The organism is Pleomorphochaeta caudata, from assembly GCF_055395745.1.
In genome coordinates this window covers 2906356-2927695 of sequence record NZ_AP042458.1, presented here as the reverse complement: position 1 = coordinate 2927695, position 21340 = coordinate 2906356, and the positions used below count along the sequence as shown (strand labels likewise).

Genomic DNA, 21340 nt, shown 5'->3' with positions numbered 1-21340 from the left:
AAGTTAAAGCTCCTTCTTTAGTTCATCAATTGCTTCTTTAGCAACTTCTTGAGATACTACCATATTGTGGTTTGTAAGCTTATTTTCAGCAAAAGCAGCACCTTTACCTTTTACTGTATCTAAAATGATCATATTAGGTTTATTATTTGATAATTTAGCTAATTCTACTTTGCTTTCAATTTCACTAATGTTGTGTCCATCACATCTATAAACATTCCAGCCAAAACTTCTCCATTTCCCTTCAATGTCTCCTAAATCCATAATAGATTCAGTAGTTCCATCAAGTTGTAGTTTATTATAATCTGTAAATGCTATTAATTTGTTTAATTTAAATTGTGATGCAAACATTGCGGCTTCCCAGTTTTGTCCTTCATCACTCTCTCCATCACCAATAATTGCATAGGTATAATTATCAAGATTGTCAATTCTACAAGCTAAAGCCATTCCGCAAGCTGCTGATAAACCTTGTCCTAAACTTCCTGTTGTCATATCAATACCAGGGGTTTTAGTCCTATCACAATGTGAGGGGAGGTTTGTTCCACCTTTATTTAAAGTATTTAACCATTCAAGAGGGAAAAATCCTTTTAATGCAAGTGTGGAATATAGAGCAGGACCAGAGTGTCCTTTTGATAATACTAATAAATCTCTACCTACCATTTTGGGATTTTTGGGATCAATATTCATTTCTTTAAAATATAATAGGGTTAAAACTTCTATTACAGATAAAGAACCACCTACATGACCAACGCCTAAGTTAGCAATGGTCTCTAATGTTTTGATTCTTACGTTGTTGGCTTGCTTGTTTAACTCAAGAAGCTCAGTTTTAGTAATCATGTTATCCTACCTTTATTACTATTACTTTCTTTATGAAAATAATAAATACAAAAAGAAGATTTGTAAAGAGAAAATTTATTTATTTAATAACTTTATTTATGAAAGTAAGTAAAAATACTTTCTAAACTATCAATTTTATGTTAATAATAAGAATATACGCTTATTATAGGAGATATATAATGGTTAAAAATGTTATGAGGGCCAGTGATATTCGAACACATAATATAAATTTAGTTTTATCAGAGATTTATAAATGCAGAGAAGAGGGGATTTCCCAGTCTTCTTTAGTTAATTTAACAGGATTGAAAGCCCCTACTTTATTTAGAATTTTTTCTGAATTAGAAAACCGTGATTTAATTCAACCTATTAAAAAAGAAGTAAAAGAAGAAGGTAAAAAAGGTAGAAAACCTTTACTATATACTGTAAATGAATCAAGTCTATATTCTATAGCTGTAGAATTTTGGGCTGGTGTAATTCTTATAGGTCTTTTTAACTTTAAGCTTAAAAGAATTGCTTCAATATCTCTATCAATCAATGAAGAATTAGATATAACACAAGTAATTAGTATGATTGTAAAAAACATTAATTCATTAATTGAAGAGCATGAAATTGATAAAGAAAAGATTATTGGGGTATCTGTAGCTGCTCCTGGTTGTGTTGATATTGATAATGGTATGGTAATTGATTATCCACGCATTAAAGGACTAAATCATTATCCTTTATCTGAAGTTTTAGAGAAAGAATTAGACTTATTTGTAATTATACATAATAACTGTTCTGCTCTAGCTTATGGTGAATATTTATATGGTAATTATAAAGATGAAAAAGGTTTATTTTCTTTCTTATTAAGAAGAGGTGTTAATGGAGCCTTGGTATCTGAAAATGGTATATATATAACCCCTGATAAAGTTACCTTAGAAACTGGTCATATTCCAATAAGCCTTGATGGTCCTGTTTGTACTTGTAAAGGTAGAGGTTGTTTACAAGCTTATGTTCTAGAATTAGATAGTAATCCTAATACTCCAATCTTTTCTTCATTAGAAGATAAGGTTAAAAATAAAGATCCTAAAGCTTTAGCAATTTTAGATAAAGCAGCACAGTATTTATCTGTAGGGATTAGAAATATAAAAATATTATTAACTCCTTCGACTATTCTAATTGAATGTTCAAGTGATATTATCGCAAAAGAATTAACTAAATTAATTAGAAAAAGAGTCGATAAATTGGTTGAAGATGGGGTAATTTCAGATGTAAAAATCTATGGTAAAGAATATGAATCTATCATGACTCAAAAAGGTGCTGTAGAGATTTTAATGAAGCATTATTTCAGTAATTAATTAAAAAGCATAAAGTCAACATTTTATTTCATTTATTAAAATTTGGAAAATAATTGTTGACTTATTAATATTTTTATTGTTTACTTTCAGTAAGAAATAAAATAAACAAGAAGGATTTTATGAAACAAAAAGTATCTTTGGGAATAGTGTGTTTAGCTAGGAAAACCTACGATTATCATGCTGCAGCAGAATTATACAAAAATATTTTAAATGATGTAAAAAAGATTGAAAATGTTGAATGGACAGTAATAGAAGATCTTGTAATAGAAAAAGAGGAAGGTGAAGCAGCTGGCTTAAAATTTGCTTCTAGTAATTTAGATGGAGTTGTTTGTATAAGTGGTACTTTCCATCTTGGCCATTTGCCTTTATTAATAAAAAGACATTGTGATATTCCATTCTTATTATGGGGACTTCCAGAATTACCATATAATGGTGGAAAAATTAGATTAAATAGTGTTTGTGGTGTTAATTTAAATGCTTCAAATTTATATAAAAGTGGATTTGATGATTATCAAGTTTGTATTGATAGTAATATAGATCAAGATTGGATTGATGCACTAAGAGTTATTAGAGCTTTAAAAAATAGTCATATCGGAATATTAGGTTTTAGAGCAGATGGTTTTTTCAATGTAGGTGTTCAAGATAATCATGTTTTTGATAATACAGGTGCTATAGTAGATCATTTTGAATTATCAGATGTAATTAATTTAGAAGTTGATGAAAATGAAGTTGAAGATAGGAAAAAACAAGTAACTAGTTTGTTTGATACATCTTCAATTACTGAATATCAAGTTGATAAAGTTGCATTACTTAGCGCAAAACTTAATAAATTTTATCTAGACAATAATTTAAATGCATTAGCAATTAGATGTTGGCCTGAATTTGCTAGAGATTTTGGAATAAGTCCTTGTGCTGCAATGAGTATCTTACAAAGTGAAGATAAAATCTTTACTTGTGAAGGAGATATTGATGGATCTTTATCTCAAATTGCACATAAAGCACTTGGAGGGGAGACTCCTTTCTTATTTGATTTTTCTCAAGTAGATTTTGAAGAAGATTTTGCTCTTTTCTGGCATTGTGGAGTAGCTCCATGTAATTTATGGGATGGTGTTTGTAATAGATCCTTAGATACTTATTTTGCTGGTGGAAAAGGGGTTACTGCTGACTTTGTATTAAAAAGTGGTGATGTATCTGTTTTACGTCTTGATTCAGCAAGAGGTAAATACAGAATGTTTATTCAAGATGCTAAAGCTATACCAATGGAAAAATTATTAAAAGGAACTTATTTAAAAGCTAAATTTGATAGACCTGTTAAAGCTGTCTTAGACATTATTGTAGATAATGGTTTTGCCCATCATAGTAGTGTAGTTTATGGTTCATTCTTAAAACCTTTAAGAATTGTAGCTAAATTAAAAGGTTGGGAAATCTTTGAGTAAATCTTTACTCCATACTTATATATAACATAGTTGAACCACCAAAAAATTGGTGGTTCATATTTCTATATGCTATGTTCTTTTAATTCATATCCGAACTTCTGTTTATGTAGATTTCTTTTTATTAATAGATTTATATCACATAAATTATCTAAGGCACTTCTTGCAGTTTGGTTCGATACAGTTAAAAGCGTTTGAACTTCTTTTACTGTTAAGAGATAACCTTTTTTGGAGTTTAATTCCTTAAGAATTCTAGCTTCATTTTCATTTATCTTATATTTCTTTATATAATAAATTAAACTTTTTCTTTTATCTAAAGTTGTATTTAAATATTCATAAAAATTATTTTTTGCTTTAATTAAAACTTTTAAATTGTATAAAATAAAATAAGTTAAATCATAATCATCATATTCAGATTTTAAAAAGCTTTTTTCATACTGATTTTTAGTTTTTTGTATAACTCTAGAAATTGAAATATATTCAGTTAAGGAATAACCACTTTTCAATAGATACCAATAGAAAATTATTCTAGCAATTCTTTTATTGCCATCATTAAAAGGATGTATAAAAGAGATTAAGAAATGAATTATTATTGCTTTAATGATTGGATGTATAAAATAACCAAAATAGTTGCTGTTATTGCAAATTTCACATAATTGATCAACTAATTCATTAATTTCATTATAGTCTACAGGTTGGTATACTGGTTCATTAGTGATTACATTTGAAACAATATTTTCATTTGAAATCCTAAAGTTTCCTTCATCGTTTTTGTTTTTTAAGGTATTTTTAGTAATTTTATTATGGACTGTTAAAAATAATTCTTTATTTAAATCATAATCTTTTCTTTGAATAATATAGTTCATAGTTAAGAAAGTATTTACAATCATAGTTAAACTTTTCGTTTTGGGTTTCTCATTTTTTCTTAATATTTCTTTTGCAATTTTTCTTGTTGTAATTGCTCCTTCCATAATGCTTGAAGCAATTGCTTCTTCATGTAAAGAGTTTATAAAAAAGTACTGCTTATCTCTATTATTTAATGCTGCAATGATTTGTGAGTTTTTATTTAATTCTAAGTCTAATTCTCTTAGACATTCAGTTATTTTATTAGTTATATTGAAAGAAAAACTATATTTACCTAATTTAATTTTATTGGCTGTCATTGCTCTTGTAGCTTTTAATAACTGCCAAAATTGTTCATTAGATATCTTTAAATTATCTGTTTTGTACTTAACTTTATCCCAATATAGGTATTTATCATTACACTCTTTTATTAAGGGGATAATTTTTTTATCGTCTTCGAATAATAAGTCCATAGAACTAAGAGGTATTCTTTTTGTAACAGGTGGTTTAGTAATGCTCATAATTGGTATTATCCTTATAACAGAATTATATTATAAGTTCCTAATTTGTCAATAATTAGGAGTTTTTATTAAATATCAATCTTTCTAAAAAAAAATAATTTGTAAATAATTTATATGTTTGCTTTAGCTAATATATGACAAAATATCAAAAAAATATAACTCTCTTAAAAAATGATATAATTCTTTTTATTGTAAGCGATTAATTACTTATTATAACATTTTAGTAAAAAAAATTATAAATATTACTTGCATAGATATACAAACTATGTTATACATAACTAACTTTAAAAGAGGGTGTTATTGTGAAAAAAATAGCTATATACGGTAAAGGTGGTATTGGTAAATCAACCACGACTGCCAACCTTTCTGCGGCTTTAGCGTTGAATGGGTATTGTGTTATGCAAATTGGTTGTGATCCTAAAGTGGATTCAACCCAGTTACTAATGAATGGAAAGAAAATTCCATCAGTCTTAGATAAAATTAAAGAACTTGGGGACTCTGTCGAACTTAAAGATATTGTTCATCAAAGCAATTGTGGTGTTTTTTGTGTTGAATCTGGAGGGCCTACTCCAGGCATTGGATGTGCAGGTAGAGGTATAATAACAGCTTTTCAAAAATTAGAAGAACTTGAAGCTTTTGAAACTTATAAACCTGATGTGGTTTTATATGATGTTTTAGGAGATGTTGTTTGTGGTGGATTTGCTATGCCCATAAGAGAAAATTATGCTGATGAAGTTATGATAGTAACTTCTGCTGAAAAGATGGCATTATTTGCTGCATCAAATATTGTTTTAGCAATAGACAATTTTAAGAGAAGAAGTTATGCAAAATTAAAAGGTGTAATACATAACTCTAGAAAAATAAAGAATGAAGATAGTATTGTTGATGATTTTATAGATAATGCTAGTACGCAATTGCTATTGAAAATTCCTAGAAGTGCAACTGTTCAAGAAGCAGAAAATTTAGAAAAAACTGTAGTGGAAGCTTTTCCTTTATCTGAACAAACACAAGTTTATAAAGAACTTGCTAAAAGAGTTATGGAGGAATAATGAACTTTTGCTCAACAAAGAAATGTTTGCATTATGCCTCTCCTGCTCATGGGGGCTGGGGAGTTGTTAGAGTTGGAATGCTAATTCCTCAAAGTTATCAATTGTTTGTCTGTCCTTTTGCATGTGGCAGACATGGTGCGATTGGTGCAATCCAACAAGGGTTGAAAGATAGATTATCTTATTTATATTTAGATCAATCAGATATAATTGATGGTTATGAAGATTTAATTGTAGAAAGTATGCAGGAATTTATTAAGAGTCTTAATGATGATGTTAGAGTCATTTTAATTGTGGTAAGTTGTTTAGATGATTTAATTGGGACGGATACAATTTCATTAAGAGAAAGATTAAATAAAAAATATCCTAAATATACATTTCAAATAGGTCATATGAATCCAATTACTGGTGATACTCAATCTCCTCCATTAGTTTCTATACAAAGAAGTATTTATGAATTACTCGAAAAACGAGAAATAAATAATAAATTAGTTGTTACAATTGGTAATTTTGAACCATTAAATGAAGATAATGATATAAAACTTTTATTAAAGGATAATGGTTATACATTATTGCATATATCAGAAACTAATACTTTTGATGAATTTTTAGACTTAGCAAGGAGTTCCTTGAATTTAGTAATTGCTCCATCTGGACTTTTAAGTGCTAAAGATATAAATGATAAATTAGGAATTCCATATTTGTTTTTACCAACATCATATTGGCTTGAAGAAATTAAAGCTCAAACTAAAGAGATTTGTAATTTCCTTTCAATAGAGGTTGCTGAAGAATATTTTAATGCAAAAGAAAAACATGCCTTAAAATTAATAGAAAAAGCAAAAGAAGCAATGAAAGGTAAAAAATTAATTGTTTCTAGCAGTTCTACAAATAGAGTTTTTTCACTTTCCCTTGCTTTATTAAAATATGGCTTTGATATCGATACTATTTTTGCTCAAAGTATCCCAAAAATTGAAAAAAATGCGTTAAAAGAAATTGAAGATAATTTTGCCCAAGTACAAATTAAACAAGTTTTACATCATTCAATGATCAACAGAGTTGATAACAAAGAAGATTATGTAGCAATAGGGATAGAAGGTTCTTATTCAATTAATTCAAAACATCCAGTTCAAATGGAAGGAGATCATCAAATGTATGGTTATCAAGGACTTGAAAATTTGATGTTAGGAATTATTGAAAGTATAGAAAATCCAAAAACAATTGAAGAATTGTTAGATATTTATAAGTTGGTGATTTAATATGGCGAAATTATGTATAAAACTCCCTCCATTTTCTCCTGACTATTCTGGGGTTGCTTCTGCTTTGTTTGATTTAAAATGTTTATCAATTTTACACGATGCTTCAGGTTGTACTGGTAATTATACGTCCTATGATGAACCCAGATGGTATGGTGCAAAATCTCCAGTTATGTGTTCAGGGTTAAGAGAAATTGATGCTGTTTTGGGGGATGATGAAAAATTAGTTAATAACACAATTAAAGCAGCAGAAGATTTAAATGCTGAGATAATCTCAATTATAGGAAGTCCTGTTCCAATGGTTATAGGTGCAGATACAATTGGTATTGCAAAAGAGATTGAAAATGCAACCAATATTCCAACCTTAGGATTTGAAACTACTGGGACCAGATATTATGACTATGGAATTGAATTAGCCTTAGAAGAACTAGCAAAAAGGTTTATGGCTAAAAAAGATAAAACTCTTTGCCCTTCAATTAATATATTAGGTGCAAATTTGTTAGATTTTTCTTCCTTAGATGAACTTGATTCAATAAAAAAAATTGTTTCACAGTTAGATTTTGAAATTGTATCGACTATGCCTTTAAATCTTGATTTAAATTCATTAAAAAATAGTGCCTCTGCCTGGTTTAATGTTGTTGTGACAAAAAGTGGTCTTAAATTAGCAAAATATATGAGTGAAAAATTTAACCAGCCTTATATTTCATATATTCCTATTGGAATAAATGGGAAAAAAATCTTTGAGAAAAAATTACTTGCTCTATTAAATAAAGAACAATTGTTTATAAAAAATCAAGTTTCTAAAGATGCCAATATATTAATAATTGGGGAGCAAATTAGATCTAATGCTATTAGAGATTCAATTTCTAATAATTGTTGTGTTAATACTCTATTCGGCTTGGTTGAAGAATTAAAAATGGATGGCGATACTAATCTATTTAGTGAAGATGAAATAATTGAAGCAGTTAATTCTAATAAATATAAAACTGTAATTGCTGATCCATTAATTTTGGATTTGATAAAGAATCCGAATACAAAAAAAGTTGCAATTCCTCATTATGTAGTATCTAGCAAACTTTATAAGAATAAGAAATTAAATTTGATTGGAGAAAATTTAGAAGATTTTCTAGAAAAAATTAATTAGGAGGTTCATTTTTATGAACAAAAGAATAATAAATTTATTGTTAATTGTTTTAACAGTTTCAATTTCTATATTTGCTAATGGTACAAATGAGCAAATACCGCAAAAACAAACAAGAATTATTGTAGATCATGGAGGTAATGAAGTTGAGGTGCCTACCGAGATAAATCGCATTATTATGACTACATTAACTCCTTTACCAGCAGTATATTGTTTATTTGCTGGAGATAGTAGCAAATTAGTTGGGATTAGTCCTGCATCAATGGCTGCTGCAGAAAATTCTATATTAAAAGATGTTTTACCTGATGTTGTAAATATTCCAACAAGCTTTATGAAAAGTGGTTCAGATATAAATATTGAAGAGGTAATTAATCTCAAACCGGATGTAGTATTTTATTCAACAACCTATCCTGATGAAGGTAAAATGTATAAAGAAGCAGGAATTCCTGCAGTAGCATTTAGTCCATACAAATGGGAAGGTGATGCAATTGATACTTTTAGTGGTTGGGTTGAATTACTTGGGGATGTTTTAAATGAAAAAGATCATGCTGAAGGTGTTGTATCCTATGGTCGAGAAATAGAGTCAAAAATTGCAGATAGAATAAAAGACTTAAGCGAAGATGAAAAACCAAGAGCTTTTATGCTATTTAGATATGCTAATGGTAAAATAAATACTTCTGGTTCTTTGCATTTTGGGCAATGGTGGCTTGAATCTACAGGGGCTATAAATGTAGCACAAGATATTAAAGAAAATATTCCAGCAGTAAACATGGAGCAAATATATCAATGGAATCCAGAGATGATTTTTATTTCTAATTTTGCACCTGTACTTCCTGAAGATTTATACAATAATGCTATAGCTTCAGATAATTGGGCACCAATTGATGCTGTAAAGAATAAACAAGTTTTTAAATTCCCACTTGGGATGTATAGATGGTATCCTCCTGCAAGTGATACTCCACTAAGTCTTCTTTGGCTAGCTAAAACTATTCATCCTGAATTGTTTAGTGATATAAATTTGGATGATGAAATTAGAAGCTATTATAAGAAATTTTATAATGTTGATTTAACTGATGATCAATTAAATAGAATTTACAATCCAAAAAGAGAAGCAGCAGGTGTATAATATATGGATAAATCAAAGTTAGGTATATCAAAAAAACTTATTTTTGTATTAACTCCATTATTAATTGCAATAATATGCTTAGGAATAGGCAGATATACCATAAGACTTGATCAAACCTTTAAAATATTATTTTCACCTCTAACAAAAATTGGTGTGAATTATGCTGATTATATAGTAATTTTTAATATAAGATTTCCAAGAATAATCTTAGCTTTTTCTGTAGGATTAGGTTTAGCTATTTCTGGAGCAGCATTTCAGTCAATGTTTAGTAATCCATTAGCAACTCCAGACACACTTGGAGTTGCTAGTGGAGCTAGTTTTGGGGCTGCACTAGCACTTTTATTTGGGTTTAGTTTTATTGGTGTTCAAGCTATGGCAATGATATTAGGAATGGTTGCATTATTAATAACTCTTTGGATTGGTAAAAATTCAATTAGTCAATCAAAGATAGTTATGATTGTTTTAAGTGGTATTGTTGTATCCTCCCTATTTAAAGCTTTAGTTTCTGGTGTAAAATATATAGCAGATCCAAACGATACGTTACCTGCAATTACTTATTGGCTTATGGGAAGTATGAATGGGGCAAATTTTAAGACATTGTTATTAGGACTTCCTTCAATATTTATCGGAAGTTTAATTATATTCTTATTAAGATGGCGATTAAATATTATATCTTTAAGTGATGATGAAGCTAACTCTTTAGGTGGGCATGTACAATTAGTTAGAATTTTAATTATGTTTAGTGCTACATTAGTTACTGCTTCTTGTGTATCTATGTGTGGAGCTGTAGGTTGGGTGGGACTTTTAATCCCCCATGTTTCTAGATTATTGGTGGGAAGTGATAATACTAGAATAATACCTATAAGTATGAGTCTTGGGGCATCCTTTATGATTATAGTTGATACTTTAGCTAGAAGTATAAGTGCTTCAGAAATTCTTTTATCAATACTTACGGCATTAATTGGAGCTCCTTTTTTTATATCCTTATTAAAAAAGCTTGGAGGTGCAAAATTATGATATTTCAAGTTAAAAATGGAAGTTTTGGATATGGTGAGAAAAATTTATTTAATGATATAAATTTTGAAGTAAAACAGGGGGAAATTTTATCTATTTTGGGAGCAAATGGAGTAGGTAAAACGACTTTATTAAGATGTATGATGGGATTGCTTGATTGGAAAGAAGGCTGTTCAACAGTTGATAAAGTAAAAATAAATAAAAATAGTGATAACTTAATTTGGACAAAAATTGGATATGTCCCACAGGCAAAAAATACAGTATCTCCTTTGATGGCAAAAGATTTAGTATTATTAGGTCGATCTGCACACTTAAAAGTTTTTTCTCAACCTAGTAAACAAGATAAAAAAAGAGCCATTGAAGCTTTAGAAAAAATTAATATGGGACATCTAAGTGAAAAATATTGCAATAAGATGAGTGGTGGTGAATTGCAGATGGTTTTAATAGCTAGAGCCTTGTGCATAAGACCAAAGATGTTAGTTTTAGATGAGCCTGAATCTAATTTGGATTTTAAAAATCAATTAATGGTTTTAGATACAATTTCTACTTTATCAAAGGAGGAGGGAATTTCAGCAATTGTTAATACTCACTATCCAGATCACGCAATTCATTTATCAAATAAATCATTACTATTAAATAATAATGGGAAAAGTGTTTATGGTTATACAAAAAAAGTTTTAACAGAGAGTAATTTGAAAGATATTTTTAAAGTAGATGTTAAAATTATAAATCATGAAATTGAAAATAGAGAATATGTTTCAATCGTGCCATTGTATTCAAAAAATATTATATAGGAGGATTTATGCTTTTTGAAAAGATTGATGATTTATTAGAAAATAATAAAGATGTTATTTTATCTATAGCTCCAACATATAAAATAGCATATAAAGAAAATTCATTAAAAGTTTTAAATGCAGTAAAAGCATTAAATATTCCTATAATTAGTGAAACTATTAATGGGTATTATATAATAATAGATAAAGTAAAAAATCAATTGGAATATAGAGATTATTTAATTTCTGAAGCATGCCCCGTAATTAAAAACATAATAATAAATAAATTTCCAAAACTCAGTAAATGTTTAGATGGGTGTTGCTCTCCCTTAACTAATCATTGTACTTCATTAAAAGAAAAATACGGTAATGATGTTGCTATAATTTTTGTCGGACCTTGCAAGAATAAATTAAAAGAAGCTATTAGAGATAAGTCTGCTGATATTTGTTTGACTTTTCAGCAATTAGTTGATTATTTAGAATATAAAAATCTTTTAAAATCATCAAAAGAAGAAGCTTTTAATTTTGCTGATACACTTGAGAATGTTCAAAAAGATCTTAATATAATATCAGTTGATGGCTATAAAAATGTTATCAATTATTTAAATCAAATAAATGATAATAAGATTATGCCAAAAGGTTATTTAATGCTTTATTCTTGTGAAGAAGGGTGTGTTGGTCGGACTAAAAAGATTTCTATAAATTTTAATCAGTGATCTTTCTTGTAGTAGAATTATTAACAACTAGTTCAACATCAAGAGAGACGTTACTACTTTCTTTTTTATCTAATACTTGATTCAACATTTGAACAGATTTTATTCCCATTTCTTTAAGATGTAATTCGATGTGAGTATAGTAATTAGAATTATTACTAGTTTTATCAAATATTATTATTGAAATATCTTCGGGAATTTTATATCCAAGTGCCTTTAATTTATCAGATAAACCATCGGTTACTGCTTCTGACATTGCAATAACTCCATCGAATTCAGTTAATCTAGAATCTAAAATTGATGCTGTGTTAACACCATCAGCATAATCGTATCCTGTAGTGATTAATAAGTTATCATCGATTTCTATATTTGCTTCTTTGAGCGCTTTTGCATATCCTCTAAATCTATCTATTGAAGAGAAAGGATAACTTTCTTTATCATTACTAAAATTAAATAATTCTTTATTTGAACAAGGTACTTCCCAAAAGCTTGCTATAAAAGCAATTCTAGTTCTCCCCATTTGAAGTAAATATTTTGTAGCTAAATATCCACCTTTTTCTCCATCATGATATACATGAGGAATATTGGGTATAATATTTTTTCTAGCTGTTACTACTAACGGGATATTGTGGAAATTTTTAATCTCAGGAATATTTTCAGCTTTAGCAACAGGTATATAAATTAATCCATCTAAGATTGAATTTGAAAGTTGTTTAATATCTTGTTTTTCGTTTTCAACAGATCCATTACTTGAAGTAACTAAAACTAATTGATTGTTTTTTCTTGCTTCCTCAATTATTCCCTCTGTTATAGCAGAAAAGAATGGGTGAGTTATATTAGGAATTATAAGGCCAATTACTCCAGAAGAACTACCTTTCATGATTCTTGCTGCAATATTAGGTCTATATCCAGTTTTCTTAAGGATTTCTTCAATCTTAATTTCATTGGATTTTCTTATGGTTTGACCATTAAAGTATCTAGATAATGTAGCAATAGAAACCCCACTTAAATCTGAGATTTCTTTTAATGAGTAATTTTTTTTAGTATTTTCCATGCTTAGAATAATAAAACATTTTCCCTATAAAATCAATAAATGTAAACGTTAATCAATAAAAAACATTTTTAATAGATATATACTTATCAAATAGACAGTATTTTATAAAAATGGGCAAAAAAGAATTTAAATATTAATTGTTGACAGATTAAAATTCTGTAATATACTAATGAAGAAGTGAAAACGTTTATCACTTTATTGTATAGGAGTGAAATTTTGAAATTTATAGTTAAAAAGTCGACATTGAGTGGTGCGGCGAGAATCCCTGGCAATAAGTCAGGGACAGCAAGAGGAGTAATCTTCGGAAGTCTAGCAGGTGGTACATCAGTTTTAAATAACCCCCTAACTAATTTAGATAGTTATTCTATTGTAAAAATGATGGAAATGCTTGGTGCTAAGATTAATACTGAAGATGATTCAAAGTGGATAATTGAAGGCTTTGATGGAAAACCTTCTGTTCCAAGCAATATTTTAGATGCTGAAAATTCAGGAACTGGTTTTTATTTTGCATTAGCAGTTTGTTCTTTGATTGAAGGTTATTGTGTTTTAACTGGAGACTATCAAATTTGCTATAGACCAGCTCAACCTATGATTGATGCAATTAACAAATTAGGTGGCTTTGCTTTTTCTACAAGAAATAGTGGAACAGCTCCTATTGTCGTAAAAGGTCCTATCAAAGGTGGAGCGATTAGTTTCCCAGGTGTTAATTCTCAATGGATGACCCCATTCTTATCTGTTTGCCCTTTATTAGAAGAAGATACAATAATTCATGAAACAGATTTATTAGAAAGACCTTATGTTGATATGACAATTGGTATGTTAGAGAAAGCAGGAATTGAAATTATTAATAATAATTACGATGAATTTGTAATCAAAGGAAGACAAAAATTTAAACCTTTTGAATATGAATTACCTGGAGACTGGGGTACAAGTGGATATCCAATGATTGCAACAGCAATAACACCTGGTTCAAAAGTAACATTTACAGGTTTAGATATAAATGATTATGCAGGTGAAAAAGCTTTTGTTACCATATTAAAAGATATGGGTGCAGATGTTGAAGTAGTTGATCAAGGTAAAGGTGGTATCACTGTAACTGGTGGTTGTCAATTACAAGGTATTGAAATTGATTGTAGTGGAACTCCTGATGCTGTTCCAATTTTAGCTGTTCTAGGATGTGCTGCTCAAGGTAAAACTGTATTAAAGAATATCGGGGCATGCAGATTAAAAGAAACAGATAGAGCTAAATCAATTAAAGAAGAATTAGAAAAAATGGGTGCTAAGTTTGATGAAACTGAAGATAGTTTAACTATTTATCACTCAGAATTAAAAGGTACAAAAATCGATGGGCATCATGATCATAGAATTGTTATGGCAACTAGTGTTGCTGCTATGATTGCAGATGGTGAAAGTGAAATTGATAATGCTGAATATGCAGCTGTATCTTTTCCAAATTTTTACGAGCTAATGAAACAAATAAATGCTAATATAGAAAGCGTATAAGAAAAAAGGAGAGTGTGATGAAAAAGAGTCTATTGTTGTTGGTAATGATTTTATCAATAAGTTTTAGTGTATTTGCAAATGGTAGCAGTGAAGAAAGTGCTCCTGCATTAAAGAGAATTTCTATTGGTACAGCTGGAACTGCTGGTTCTTTATATCCAATGGGAGTTGGTATGGCAAAAACTATCACAGATCATGTTGATGGTATTGCTTGTACAGGTGAAGCAACAGCTGCTTCTGTAGAAAATATTAGAAATTTAACTTCTGGTAATTTAGCAATGGGTATTTCTCAAAGTGAAATTGCTTATTTAGCTTATAATGGTTTAGGCGATTTTAAGAATCATGATGCAACTGATTTAAGAGCTTTATTTAGTACTATTACTAGTTACGTTCAAGCTTTCACTCTAGAAAGCAGTGATATTCATTCAATTGAAGATTTCAGAGGAAAAGCAATTGGTTGTAGTTCTGCAGGTAGTGGTGGAGAAATGTGTGCAAGAATGGTTTTAGATTATTATGGTCTTTCATATGATGATATTAAACCTCAATTTATTTCTGAAACAGAAGCTGTTTCTGCATTAAAAGATGGTAGAATTGATGCTTTTATTTGTACTCACCCAATCAAATCTGCTGCATTAACTGACCTTACAACAAGTGTTGATGTAAGAATGATTTCATTTGATTCACCTGAATTCTATGAAGAATTCTTCTTCTGGACCCCATATACTATTCCAGCTGGAACATATAATGATGTTGATGTAGATGTTGTTGTACCTAGTAGTAGAGTTAATATGTACACTTCAACAAAAGCTGGTTTAAGCGATGACGAAGTTTACAGAATTGTAAAAGCTATTTGGGAAAATAGAGATGAATGGCAAGGTGTTGCAAATTCTGTTTCAAAACAAGTTGTACTAGATGCTGCATTAGCAGGGATTCCTGTAAAATTACATCCAGGTGCAGTTAAATATTACCAAGAAATTGGTCTTGATATTGATCCTGAACTAATTCCATAATTGCAATTTTATAAAATCCTCATAGGAGTAGTTCTCCTGTGAGGACATTTTAAAGGTAGGCTTTTTAAATGTTAAATAATAAAACGAAGCAAGGCGAGTTTTTAAAGATGCTGTTATTAATTCTAGCATCATTTGTTTGTTTGTTTCATATATATATAACTGTATCAACTGCTATTGGAGTTATGCAGGTAAGAGTTATCCATGTTTTTTCTTTGATGCTAGTTTGGTATTTAAGTAAATTTATTAATACGAAGAAGAAAGTATTTAAAGTTGTAGATTTGTTATTAATGATAGCCATTATAGCATTATTTACTTATTTTATGATTGGAACAGTACCTGATGCCTTAAGAGAAAAAGGTGTTTGGGGAATTAACTTTTTAGATGTTATAGCTGGTGCTATATTAATTCTATTTGTTTTGGAAGTTTCTCGAGAATCTATTGGCTTAGCATTACCAATAATTGCAGTAGTCTTTTTGATCTATGCATTTATTGGCCCATATTTACCAAATGTTATTGCTCATAGAGGTTATAATTTAGAATATATTACCAATTATATAAGCTGGACTAATGAAGGAATTTATGGTGTTCCTGTTGGTGCTTCAGTTTCATTTGTTGTTTTATATATAATTTTTGGAGAATTGTTAGATAAATTTGGAGCTGGTAAGTTCTTTATCGATATCGCATATGCTTTGACTGGAAAGATGAAAGGTGGTCCTGCAGAAGCTGCAGTATTATCAAGTGCAATGATGGGCTCTATCAACGGTAGTGCTGTTGCAAATGTAGTAACTACAGGTACTTTTACTATTCCTCTGATGAAGAAAGTTGGATATAAGAAAGAATATGCTGGAGCTGTTGAAGCAGTAGCATCTACTGGTGGACAAATTCTTCCTCCTGTTATGGGTGTTGCAGCTTTTGTTATGGCTGATTTAACAGGTATTCCTTATTCTCATATAGTATTAGCTGGTATAATACCAGGACTTTTATATTATATTAGTTTAGGTTCTGCTGTTTATTTTGAAGCTGGAAGATTAGGTATTGAAGCTGAAAAAAATGAAAAGCTTTTAAGAGTTAAGGCAATATTAAAAGAAGGTTATTATTATTTTATTCCAATTATTATTTTGGTTTTTTGTTTATTGGTTTTAAAATTATCTGCTAGCTATTCTGGGTTCTTTGCTATTTTATCTATTTTAGCAATTGGTATTGTTAAAATTGGTATTGTTGATCATAGATTCCCATTTAAAGAATTAAAAGAAGCAAGTTTACATGCAGCAAAATCAGCTGTTCCTGTAGCAATAGCTTGTGCTTCTGCTGGTATTGTAATTGGAATTGTTAGTATGACTGGTCTTGGTGTTAGATTTGCTCAAATAGTTTTTGATGTATCAAATGGTAATTTATTTTTAATGCTTTTGATGACTATGATTGCTTGTATAATTTTGGGTATGGGGCTTCCTTCAACTGCAGCTTATGTAATTGCTGCAACTGTTGCTGCTCCAGCTCTATTAAAAGCTGGTATTTCTCCAATCGCTTCAAACTTATTTGTATTCTATTTTGCAATCATTTCATTTATTACTCCACCTGTTGCAATGAGTGCATATGCAGCTAGTGGGATTGCAGATTCAGATGCGATGAAGACTGGTGTACAAGCATTTAAGCTAGGTATCGCAGGATTCATTATTCCATTTATGTTTGTTTATTATCCAGGCTTATTGATTGTTGATACTTCTTTCTTAGCTTCAATTTCTTCTTTAATTATTGCATTGTTAGCTGTTGTTATGATTGCAATTGCTTTTGAGGGTTGGTTGGGTAAGAATTTAAGTTTACCAATAAGGTTACTTTTAGCTTCGGTTGCTATAATTATGATAATTCCAAATATTATATTTAATATTGTAGGAATTGTTATTTCAGTTGCTTTATTAGCCTTTTTGATAATTCCAACTAAAAAAAAGTGAACAAGTATTACTTGTTATGAGTGATTTAAAAGAGATAAATAAAAGATGTAGTTATAAAAGGCTACATCTTTTTATATAAATTAATTTGACAAAATATTTTTATTTATTTATTCCAAGCACAACTGGAGTAGATCTGTATCCAACACCCATCCTATCAATTCCTTGATCGATAAAAGCTAAGAACTTTTCTCTATCTCTTATACAAGCAGATCCTTTTACTTGGCATCTACCTTTTGCTGCATCGATCATGCATTGAATTATTTCAGTTGTTGCTCCTTTTACTTCAGATCCTGTGAAAAAGCCTGTTGAGGTTTTAACAAAATCAGCCCCAGCTTTTGCTGCTATATCAGTGGCTTTTGCAATTTCTTCTAAATTAAGGGCATCTGTTTCAAATATCACTTTTAATTTAGTTCCATGTTTGTGAACAATTTCTGCAACTGCTTTTATCTCTTTTTCTACAAGGTCCCATTTTCCACTTTTAATCCAGCCATAATTTGATACAAGATCTAAATCTTCAATATCATCATCTTTACAAATTATTTGGGCTTGCATAACTTTACTCTCTGTGGAGGAGCATCCAAAAGGAAAATCGCATACCACACATAGCCCTGTATTTGTGCCTTTACAAAGTTCTCTTGCAATAGGTAATGAGGATGGGTTTATACAAACTGTTTTACAATTATAATCAATACCTTCTTGAATATATTTTCTTATTTCTTTTTCACTAAATTCTGGTTTTAGTACAGATTGATCAATATATCTAGCAAGCTCTTTAGTATCCATATCTATAGCTTTTTTATTTGGTTTCATTTTTTCTCCTTTTTGATAATTAAATGTATGATACAAATATTATAAATATATTAAATTAAAAAAAGCAATATTAATTTAATAAAATATTGATTTAAATGATTTTATCAATGATTTTTATAATAAAAGAATTCTTTACTAAATATATATAATATATTATTATTATAAATGTATCATACAAATATTTATTAATATTTAGTTTGAAAACATTGCTAAAAAAATATATTTTTTTAAAAAGCTTTACTAATGTTTAAAACTTTAATATTAATTGAAGATGAAAAGGCTTAAATTAAGGTTTTTAATCAGATTTTTAGGAGAAAATATGTCTCAAATAACCTCAAAATATGTTAAAGAAACATTTGATTTTGATAGCAGTGTTAAAATTCCTTTTTATGTACAGTTTGCAAGTTATGTAAGATTGCAAATTCAAGCGGGTAATTTTAAATCTGATGATATAATGGTTGCTGAAACAAAACTTTGTGAAATATTAAATGTAAGTAGAACTACAATAAGGCAAGCCTTTAATATGTTAGTTGAAGAGGGCTATTTATTTAGAACTAGAGGCAGAGGCTCTTATATATCAAAACCAAAATTAAATAGACGAATTGATTATATGTATAATTTTACTGAAAGTATTAATAGAATTGGGGCTGAGCCTTCATCACTAGTACTAGACTCTAAAATAATAAAAGCAAGTAATATAGTTGCTGAAGTTATGAAATTGCCAAATCAAAATCCTTTCGTTTTTTATTTGAGAAGACTTAGATGTGCAAATAATCAACCAATTTTAGTAGAAGAATCTTATATCCCAGCTTTGTTGTGCCCTAATATAAATGATATTGATTTTTCAATTAATTCACTATATTCAACCCTTAGAAATAAATATGGTTTAAATATTGATAGAGCAGAGGAGAGTCTTGAATCTATTATTATTGATAAAGATACAAGAGATTTATTAAAATGTGATCAATCTAATATGCCTGGTTTCAGAATTGAAAGATTAGCTTATTTGAAAAATAATATGATATTTGAATTTACTACTTCGATTACTAGAGCAGATAAATGTGCTTTTAAATTAGAGTTAAAATATAATAACAAAACTGGTAATGGTATCGATATTGAGAGAAAAATAAATACCTAAAATTGAAAAGGTGCAGCAAATATTGCTACACCTTTCGATTTTCCATGTTATGTATATAAAAATGCTAGAGGAATTATCTAACAACTCTACCAGAGGCATTACCTGCGGCAAGAGATTTAACTTCTTCAATACTTACTAAATTAAAGTCGTGTTCAATAGTATGTTTTAAACAAGAGGCTGCCACAGCAAAATTAATTGCTTCTTGAGGATCATAGTTATTAACTAAACTATAAACTAAGCCACCACTGAAGGAATCTCCACCGCCAACTCTATCAACAATTTGGATTGTATAATTAGGTGAAAAATATGCACTTTTGTTTGTATATAGCATTGCACCCCAAGTATTAACACTTGCACTGATGCTACCTCTAAGAGTGAAAGCAACAGTTGGTATATTGAATTTTTCACTTAATTGTTTTGCAACATCAATATATCCATCGTTATTTAATTCACCCTTATTAATATCACTACCACTTGCTTCAAGATTAAATACATCTTTTGCATCAGCTTCGTTACCGATACATACATCAACATAAGGCATTAATTGAGACATTACTTTGTTAGCATCTTCTCTGCTCCATAATTTTGATCTGTAGTTAATATCACAAGAAATTGTAATACCTTTTTCTTTAGCTTTTTTACATGCTTCAAGACAGATAGATGGCATATTACCACCTAAAGCTGGAGTAATACCTGTGAAGTGGAACCAAGTTGCACCATCAAAAATCTTATCCCAATCAAAATCTGAAGGATTAGCTAAAGAAATTGCAGAATATTTTCTGTCATAAATAACTTTTGAAGCTCTTTGGCTAGCACCTTTTTCAACAAAGTATGAACCTAATCTTTCTCCACCATAGCAAACATCACTGACATCAACCCCATAATTTCTTAAAACATTAATTGATGCTTGGCCAATTTCATGTTTTGGAACTTTTGTTACAAAAGAAACATCTTCACCAAATCTTGCAAGAGAAACAGCTACATTAGCTTCTCCACCTGCAAAACTAACATCATAATTAGTTGCTTGTAAAAATCTTAAATATCCTTGAGGGTTTAATCTCATCATGATTTCACCAAAAGTAACAATCTTTTTATTCATTATCAACTCCTGCTTTTACGCTATTATAAATTTCTATAGCTTTTTGAGCTCTTTTAGTAATTTCTTTATAATTTCTCTCTTTAATTAAATTTGATTTTGCAATCCAGCTACCACCAATTGGACAAATATCTTTTTGACTTGCCCAAAGAGGTAAGTTTTCTTCACTTACTCCACCAAGAGGGAAGAATTTTAAATCTAAATATTTGTATGGACCAGTCATTGCTTTAAAATAATCAAGACCACCTAAAGCTTGAGCTGGGAATAATTTTAATAATTTACAACCCATTTCTACAGCTTTTTCTAATTCACTAGCTGTTGAAATACCAGGGGCAAAAGGAAGTCCACATTCATCTGCTTCATTCATAATTGTAGGATTTAAACCAGGCGCAACAGCAAAAGTAGCACCTAATTCTTTAACTTTTTTTGCTTGACCAGGTTGAATAACAGTTCCTGCTCCAATCATCATTTCTGGAACATGTTTATGAATAAGTTCCATAGCTTTATAAGATGCTGGAGTTCTAAGTGCTAGTTCGATTGCACTAATTCCTCCATCAATCAAAGCTTTTGCGCTATCAACTGCTGTATCTGCATCTTCGATAACTAATACTGCAACAATACCTTTACTGACTAGGTCATTTATCATTTGATCATTCATCATTTTAATTTAGCCCTCTACTGTTTCATTTTTAATTGACTGTTTCATTTTAATACTATAAACTACTTCTATAACGATTTTTAAAATCTGT

The 21340-nt window shown here is 29.4% G+C and carries 19 protein-coding genes; 13 read left to right on the top strand and 6 right to left on the bottom strand.

Annotated features, from left to right (window positions below):
- Window positions 1-3: 3 nt before the first annotated feature.
- Window positions 4-834, bottom strand: a complete 831-nt coding sequence (locus ACZ5RS_RS13430; protein ID WP_464636288.1) for a transketolase — start codon at window positions 832-834, stop codon at window positions 4-6.
- A gap of 179 nt (window positions 835-1013) precedes the next feature.
- Between ACZ5RS_RS13430 and ACZ5RS_RS13425 the strand changes: the two genes are divergently transcribed.
- Both ACZ5RS_RS13425 and ACZ5RS_RS13420 read left to right on the top strand, forming a co-directional pair.
- Window positions 1014-2171, top strand: a complete 1158-nt coding sequence (locus ACZ5RS_RS13425; protein WP_464636286.1) for an ROK family protein — start codon at window positions 1014-1016, stop codon at window positions 2169-2171.
- A gap of 119 nt (window positions 2172-2290) precedes the next feature.
- Window positions 2291-3607 (top strand): fucose isomerase, encoded by a 1317-nt coding sequence (locus tag ACZ5RS_RS13420; RefSeq protein WP_464636285.1) that lies wholly within the window; start codon window positions 2291-2293, stop codon window positions 3605-3607.
- Window positions 3608-3669: 62 nt separating this feature from the next.
- On the opposite strand, the gene ACZ5RS_RS13415 is transcribed toward ACZ5RS_RS13420, so the two are convergent.
- Window positions 3670-4968, bottom strand: a complete 1299-nt coding sequence (locus tag ACZ5RS_RS13415; RefSeq protein WP_464636283.1) for a Fic family protein — start codon at window positions 4966-4968, stop codon at window positions 3670-3672.
- Window positions 4969-5270: 302 nt separating this feature from the next.
- On the opposite strand from ACZ5RS_RS13415, the gene ACZ5RS_RS13410 reads away from it, so the two are divergent.
- From ACZ5RS_RS13410 to ACZ5RS_RS13380, 7 genes are read left to right on the top strand one after another with little or no spacing between them, the layout of a single operon-like run.
- Window positions 5271-6017, top strand: coding sequence for a nucleotide-binding protein (locus ACZ5RS_RS13410; RefSeq protein ID WP_464636282.1), 747 nt, complete (start codon window positions 5271-5273; stop codon window positions 6015-6017).
- Window positions 6017-7270 (top strand): nitrogenase component 1, encoded by a 1254-nt coding sequence (locus ACZ5RS_RS13405; RefSeq protein ID WP_464636280.1) that lies wholly within the window; start codon window positions 6017-6019, stop codon window positions 7268-7270. The genes ACZ5RS_RS13410 and ACZ5RS_RS13405 overlap by 1 nt, the downstream gene beginning before the upstream one ends.
- A 1-nt stretch (window position 7271) precedes the next feature.
- Window positions 7272-8411: a nitrogenase component 1 gene (locus ACZ5RS_RS13400; RefSeq protein WP_464636278.1), complete on the top strand. Its 1140-nt coding sequence runs from the start codon at window positions 7272-7274 to the stop codon at window positions 8409-8411.
- 13 nt (window positions 8412-8424) lie between these two features.
- Complete coding sequence (locus tag ACZ5RS_RS13395; RefSeq protein ID WP_464636277.1) at window positions 8425-9534, top strand: ABC transporter substrate-binding protein; 1110 nt, start codon at window positions 8425-8427, stop codon at window positions 9532-9534.
- A gap of 3 nt (window positions 9535-9537) precedes the next feature.
- On the top strand, window positions 9538-10551 hold the full coding sequence (locus tag ACZ5RS_RS13390) for a FecCD family ABC transporter permease (protein ID WP_464636275.1): 1014 nt from the start codon (window positions 9538-9540) through the stop codon (window positions 10549-10551).
- Window positions 10548-11342: an ABC transporter ATP-binding protein gene (locus ACZ5RS_RS13385; protein ID WP_464636273.1), complete on the top strand. Its 795-nt coding sequence runs from the start codon at window positions 10548-10550 to the stop codon at window positions 11340-11342. The genes ACZ5RS_RS13390 and ACZ5RS_RS13385 overlap by 4 nt, the downstream gene beginning before the upstream one ends.
- An 8-nt stretch (window positions 11343-11350) precedes the next feature.
- Window positions 11351-12037: a [Fe-Fe] hydrogenase large subunit C-terminal domain-containing protein gene (locus tag ACZ5RS_RS13380; protein ID WP_464636272.1), complete on the top strand. Its 687-nt coding sequence runs from the start codon at window positions 11351-11353 to the stop codon at window positions 12035-12037.
- On the opposite strand, the gene ACZ5RS_RS13375 is transcribed toward ACZ5RS_RS13380, so the two are convergent.
- Window positions 12027-13088 carry a LacI family DNA-binding transcriptional regulator gene (locus tag ACZ5RS_RS13375; protein ID WP_464636270.1) on the bottom strand — a complete coding sequence of 354 codons (1062 nt, stop codon included), beginning with the start codon at window positions 13086-13088 and terminating at the stop codon, window positions 12027-12029. The genes ACZ5RS_RS13380 and ACZ5RS_RS13375 overlap by 11 nt on opposite strands.
- Window positions 13089-13304: 216 nt before the next feature.
- Between ACZ5RS_RS13375 and aroA the strand changes: the two genes are divergently transcribed.
- The 3 genes from aroA (at window position 13305) to ACZ5RS_RS13360 (ending at window position 17547) form a co-directional block, all read left to right on the top strand.
- A complete protein-coding gene (gene aroA / locus ACZ5RS_RS13370; protein WP_464636268.1) occupies window positions 13305-14591 on the top strand; it encodes a 3-phosphoshikimate 1-carboxyvinyltransferase in 1287 nt (428 codons plus the stop codon).
- A gap of 17 nt (window positions 14592-14608) precedes the next feature.
- On the top strand, window positions 14609-15598 hold the full coding sequence (locus tag ACZ5RS_RS13365; protein WP_464636267.1) for a TAXI family TRAP transporter solute-binding subunit: 990 nt from the start codon (window positions 14609-14611) through the stop codon (window positions 15596-15598).
- A gap of 107 nt (window positions 15599-15705) precedes the next feature.
- On the top strand, window positions 15706-17547 hold the full coding sequence (locus ACZ5RS_RS13360) for a TRAP transporter permease (RefSeq protein WP_464636265.1): 1842 nt from the start codon (window positions 15706-15708) through the stop codon (window positions 17545-17547).
- A 99-nt stretch (window positions 17548-17646) separates the two neighbouring features.
- Here ACZ5RS_RS13360 and deoC read toward each other — a convergent pair whose 3' ends face one another.
- A complete protein-coding gene (gene deoC, locus ACZ5RS_RS13355; RefSeq protein ID WP_464636263.1) occupies window positions 17647-18357 on the bottom strand; it encodes a deoxyribose-phosphate aldolase in 711 nt (236 codons plus the stop codon).
- A 319-nt stretch (window positions 18358-18676) separates the two neighbouring features.
- Here deoC and ACZ5RS_RS13350 point away from each other — a divergent pair, with 319 nt between their 5' ends.
- Window positions 18677-19495, top strand: a complete 819-nt coding sequence (locus ACZ5RS_RS13350; RefSeq protein WP_464636262.1) for a GntR family transcriptional regulator — start codon at window positions 18677-18679, stop codon at window positions 19493-19495.
- 73 nt (window positions 19496-19568) lie between these two features.
- On the opposite strand, the gene ACZ5RS_RS13345 is transcribed toward ACZ5RS_RS13350, so the two are convergent.
- Both ACZ5RS_RS13345 and ACZ5RS_RS13340 read right to left on the bottom strand, forming a co-directional pair.
- On the bottom strand, window positions 19569-20594 hold the full coding sequence (locus tag ACZ5RS_RS13345) for a PfkB family carbohydrate kinase (protein WP_464636260.1): 1026 nt from the start codon (window positions 20592-20594) through the stop codon (window positions 19569-19571).
- Window positions 20587-21252, bottom strand: a complete 666-nt coding sequence (locus ACZ5RS_RS13340) for a bifunctional 4-hydroxy-2-oxoglutarate aldolase/2-dehydro-3-deoxy-phosphogluconate aldolase (RefSeq protein ID WP_464636258.1) — start codon at window positions 21250-21252, stop codon at window positions 20587-20589. The genes ACZ5RS_RS13345 and ACZ5RS_RS13340 overlap by 8 nt, the downstream gene beginning before the upstream one ends.
- Window positions 21253-21340: the final 88 nt, after the last annotated feature.

Excerpts from the sequence above, each read along its gene's own strand:
- ACZ5RS_RS13375 (WP_464636270.1), bottom strand. The coding sequence starts at position 13,088 with ATGGAAAATACTAAAAAAAATTACTCATTAAAAGAAATCTCAGATTTA.
- ACZ5RS_RS13430 (WP_464636288.1), bottom strand. The coding sequence starts at position 834 with ATGATTACTAAAACTGAGCTTCTTGAGTTAAACAAGCAAGCCAACAAC.
- ACZ5RS_RS13420 (WP_464636285.1), top strand. The coding sequence starts at position 2,291 with ATGAAACAAAAAGTATCTTTGGGAATAGTGTGTTTAGCTAGGAAAACC.
- ACZ5RS_RS13380 (WP_464636272.1), top strand. The coding sequence starts at position 11,351 with ATGCTTTTTGAAAAGATTGATGATTTATTAGAAAATAATAAAGATGTT.
- ACZ5RS_RS13395 (WP_464636277.1), top strand. The coding sequence starts at position 8,425 with ATGAACAAAAGAATAATAAATTTATTGTTAATTGTTTTAACAGTTTCA.
- ACZ5RS_RS13350 (WP_464636262.1), top strand. The coding sequence starts at position 18,677 with ATGTCTCAAATAACCTCAAAATATGTTAAAGAAACATTTGATTTTGAT.
- deoC (WP_464636263.1), bottom strand. The coding sequence starts at position 18,357 with ATGAAACCAAATAAAAAAGCTATAGATATGGATACTAAAGAGCTTGCT.
- ACZ5RS_RS13400 (WP_464636278.1), top strand. The coding sequence starts at position 7,272 with ATGGCGAAATTATGTATAAAACTCCCTCCATTTTCTCCTGACTATTCT.
- ACZ5RS_RS13405 (WP_464636280.1), top strand. The coding sequence starts at position 6,017 with ATGAACTTTTGCTCAACAAAGAAATGTTTGCATTATGCCTCTCCTGCT.
- ACZ5RS_RS13390 (WP_464636275.1), top strand. The coding sequence starts at position 9,538 with ATGGATAAATCAAAGTTAGGTATATCAAAAAAACTTATTTTTGTATTA.
- ACZ5RS_RS13365 (WP_464636267.1), top strand. The coding sequence starts at position 14,609 with ATGAAAAAGAGTCTATTGTTGTTGGTAATGATTTTATCAATAAGTTTT.
- ACZ5RS_RS13415 (WP_464636283.1), bottom strand. The coding sequence starts at position 4,968 with ATGAGCATTACTAAACCACCTGTTACAAAAAGAATACCTCTTAGTTCT.
- ACZ5RS_RS13425 (WP_464636286.1), top strand. The coding sequence starts at position 1,014 with ATGGTTAAAAATGTTATGAGGGCCAGTGATATTCGAACACATAATATA.
- ACZ5RS_RS13340 (WP_464636258.1), bottom strand. The coding sequence starts at position 21,252 with ATGATGAATGATCAAATGATAAATGACCTAGTCAGTAAAGGTATTGTT.
- ACZ5RS_RS13345 (WP_464636260.1), bottom strand. The coding sequence starts at position 20,594 with ATGAATAAAAAGATTGTTACTTTTGGTGAAATCATGATGAGATTAAAC.
- ACZ5RS_RS13385 (WP_464636273.1), top strand. The coding sequence starts at position 10,548 with ATGATATTTCAAGTTAAAAATGGAAGTTTTGGATATGGTGAGAAAAAT.
- ACZ5RS_RS13360 (WP_464636265.1), top strand. The coding sequence starts at position 15,706 with ATGCTGTTATTAATTCTAGCATCATTTGTTTGTTTGTTTCATATATAT.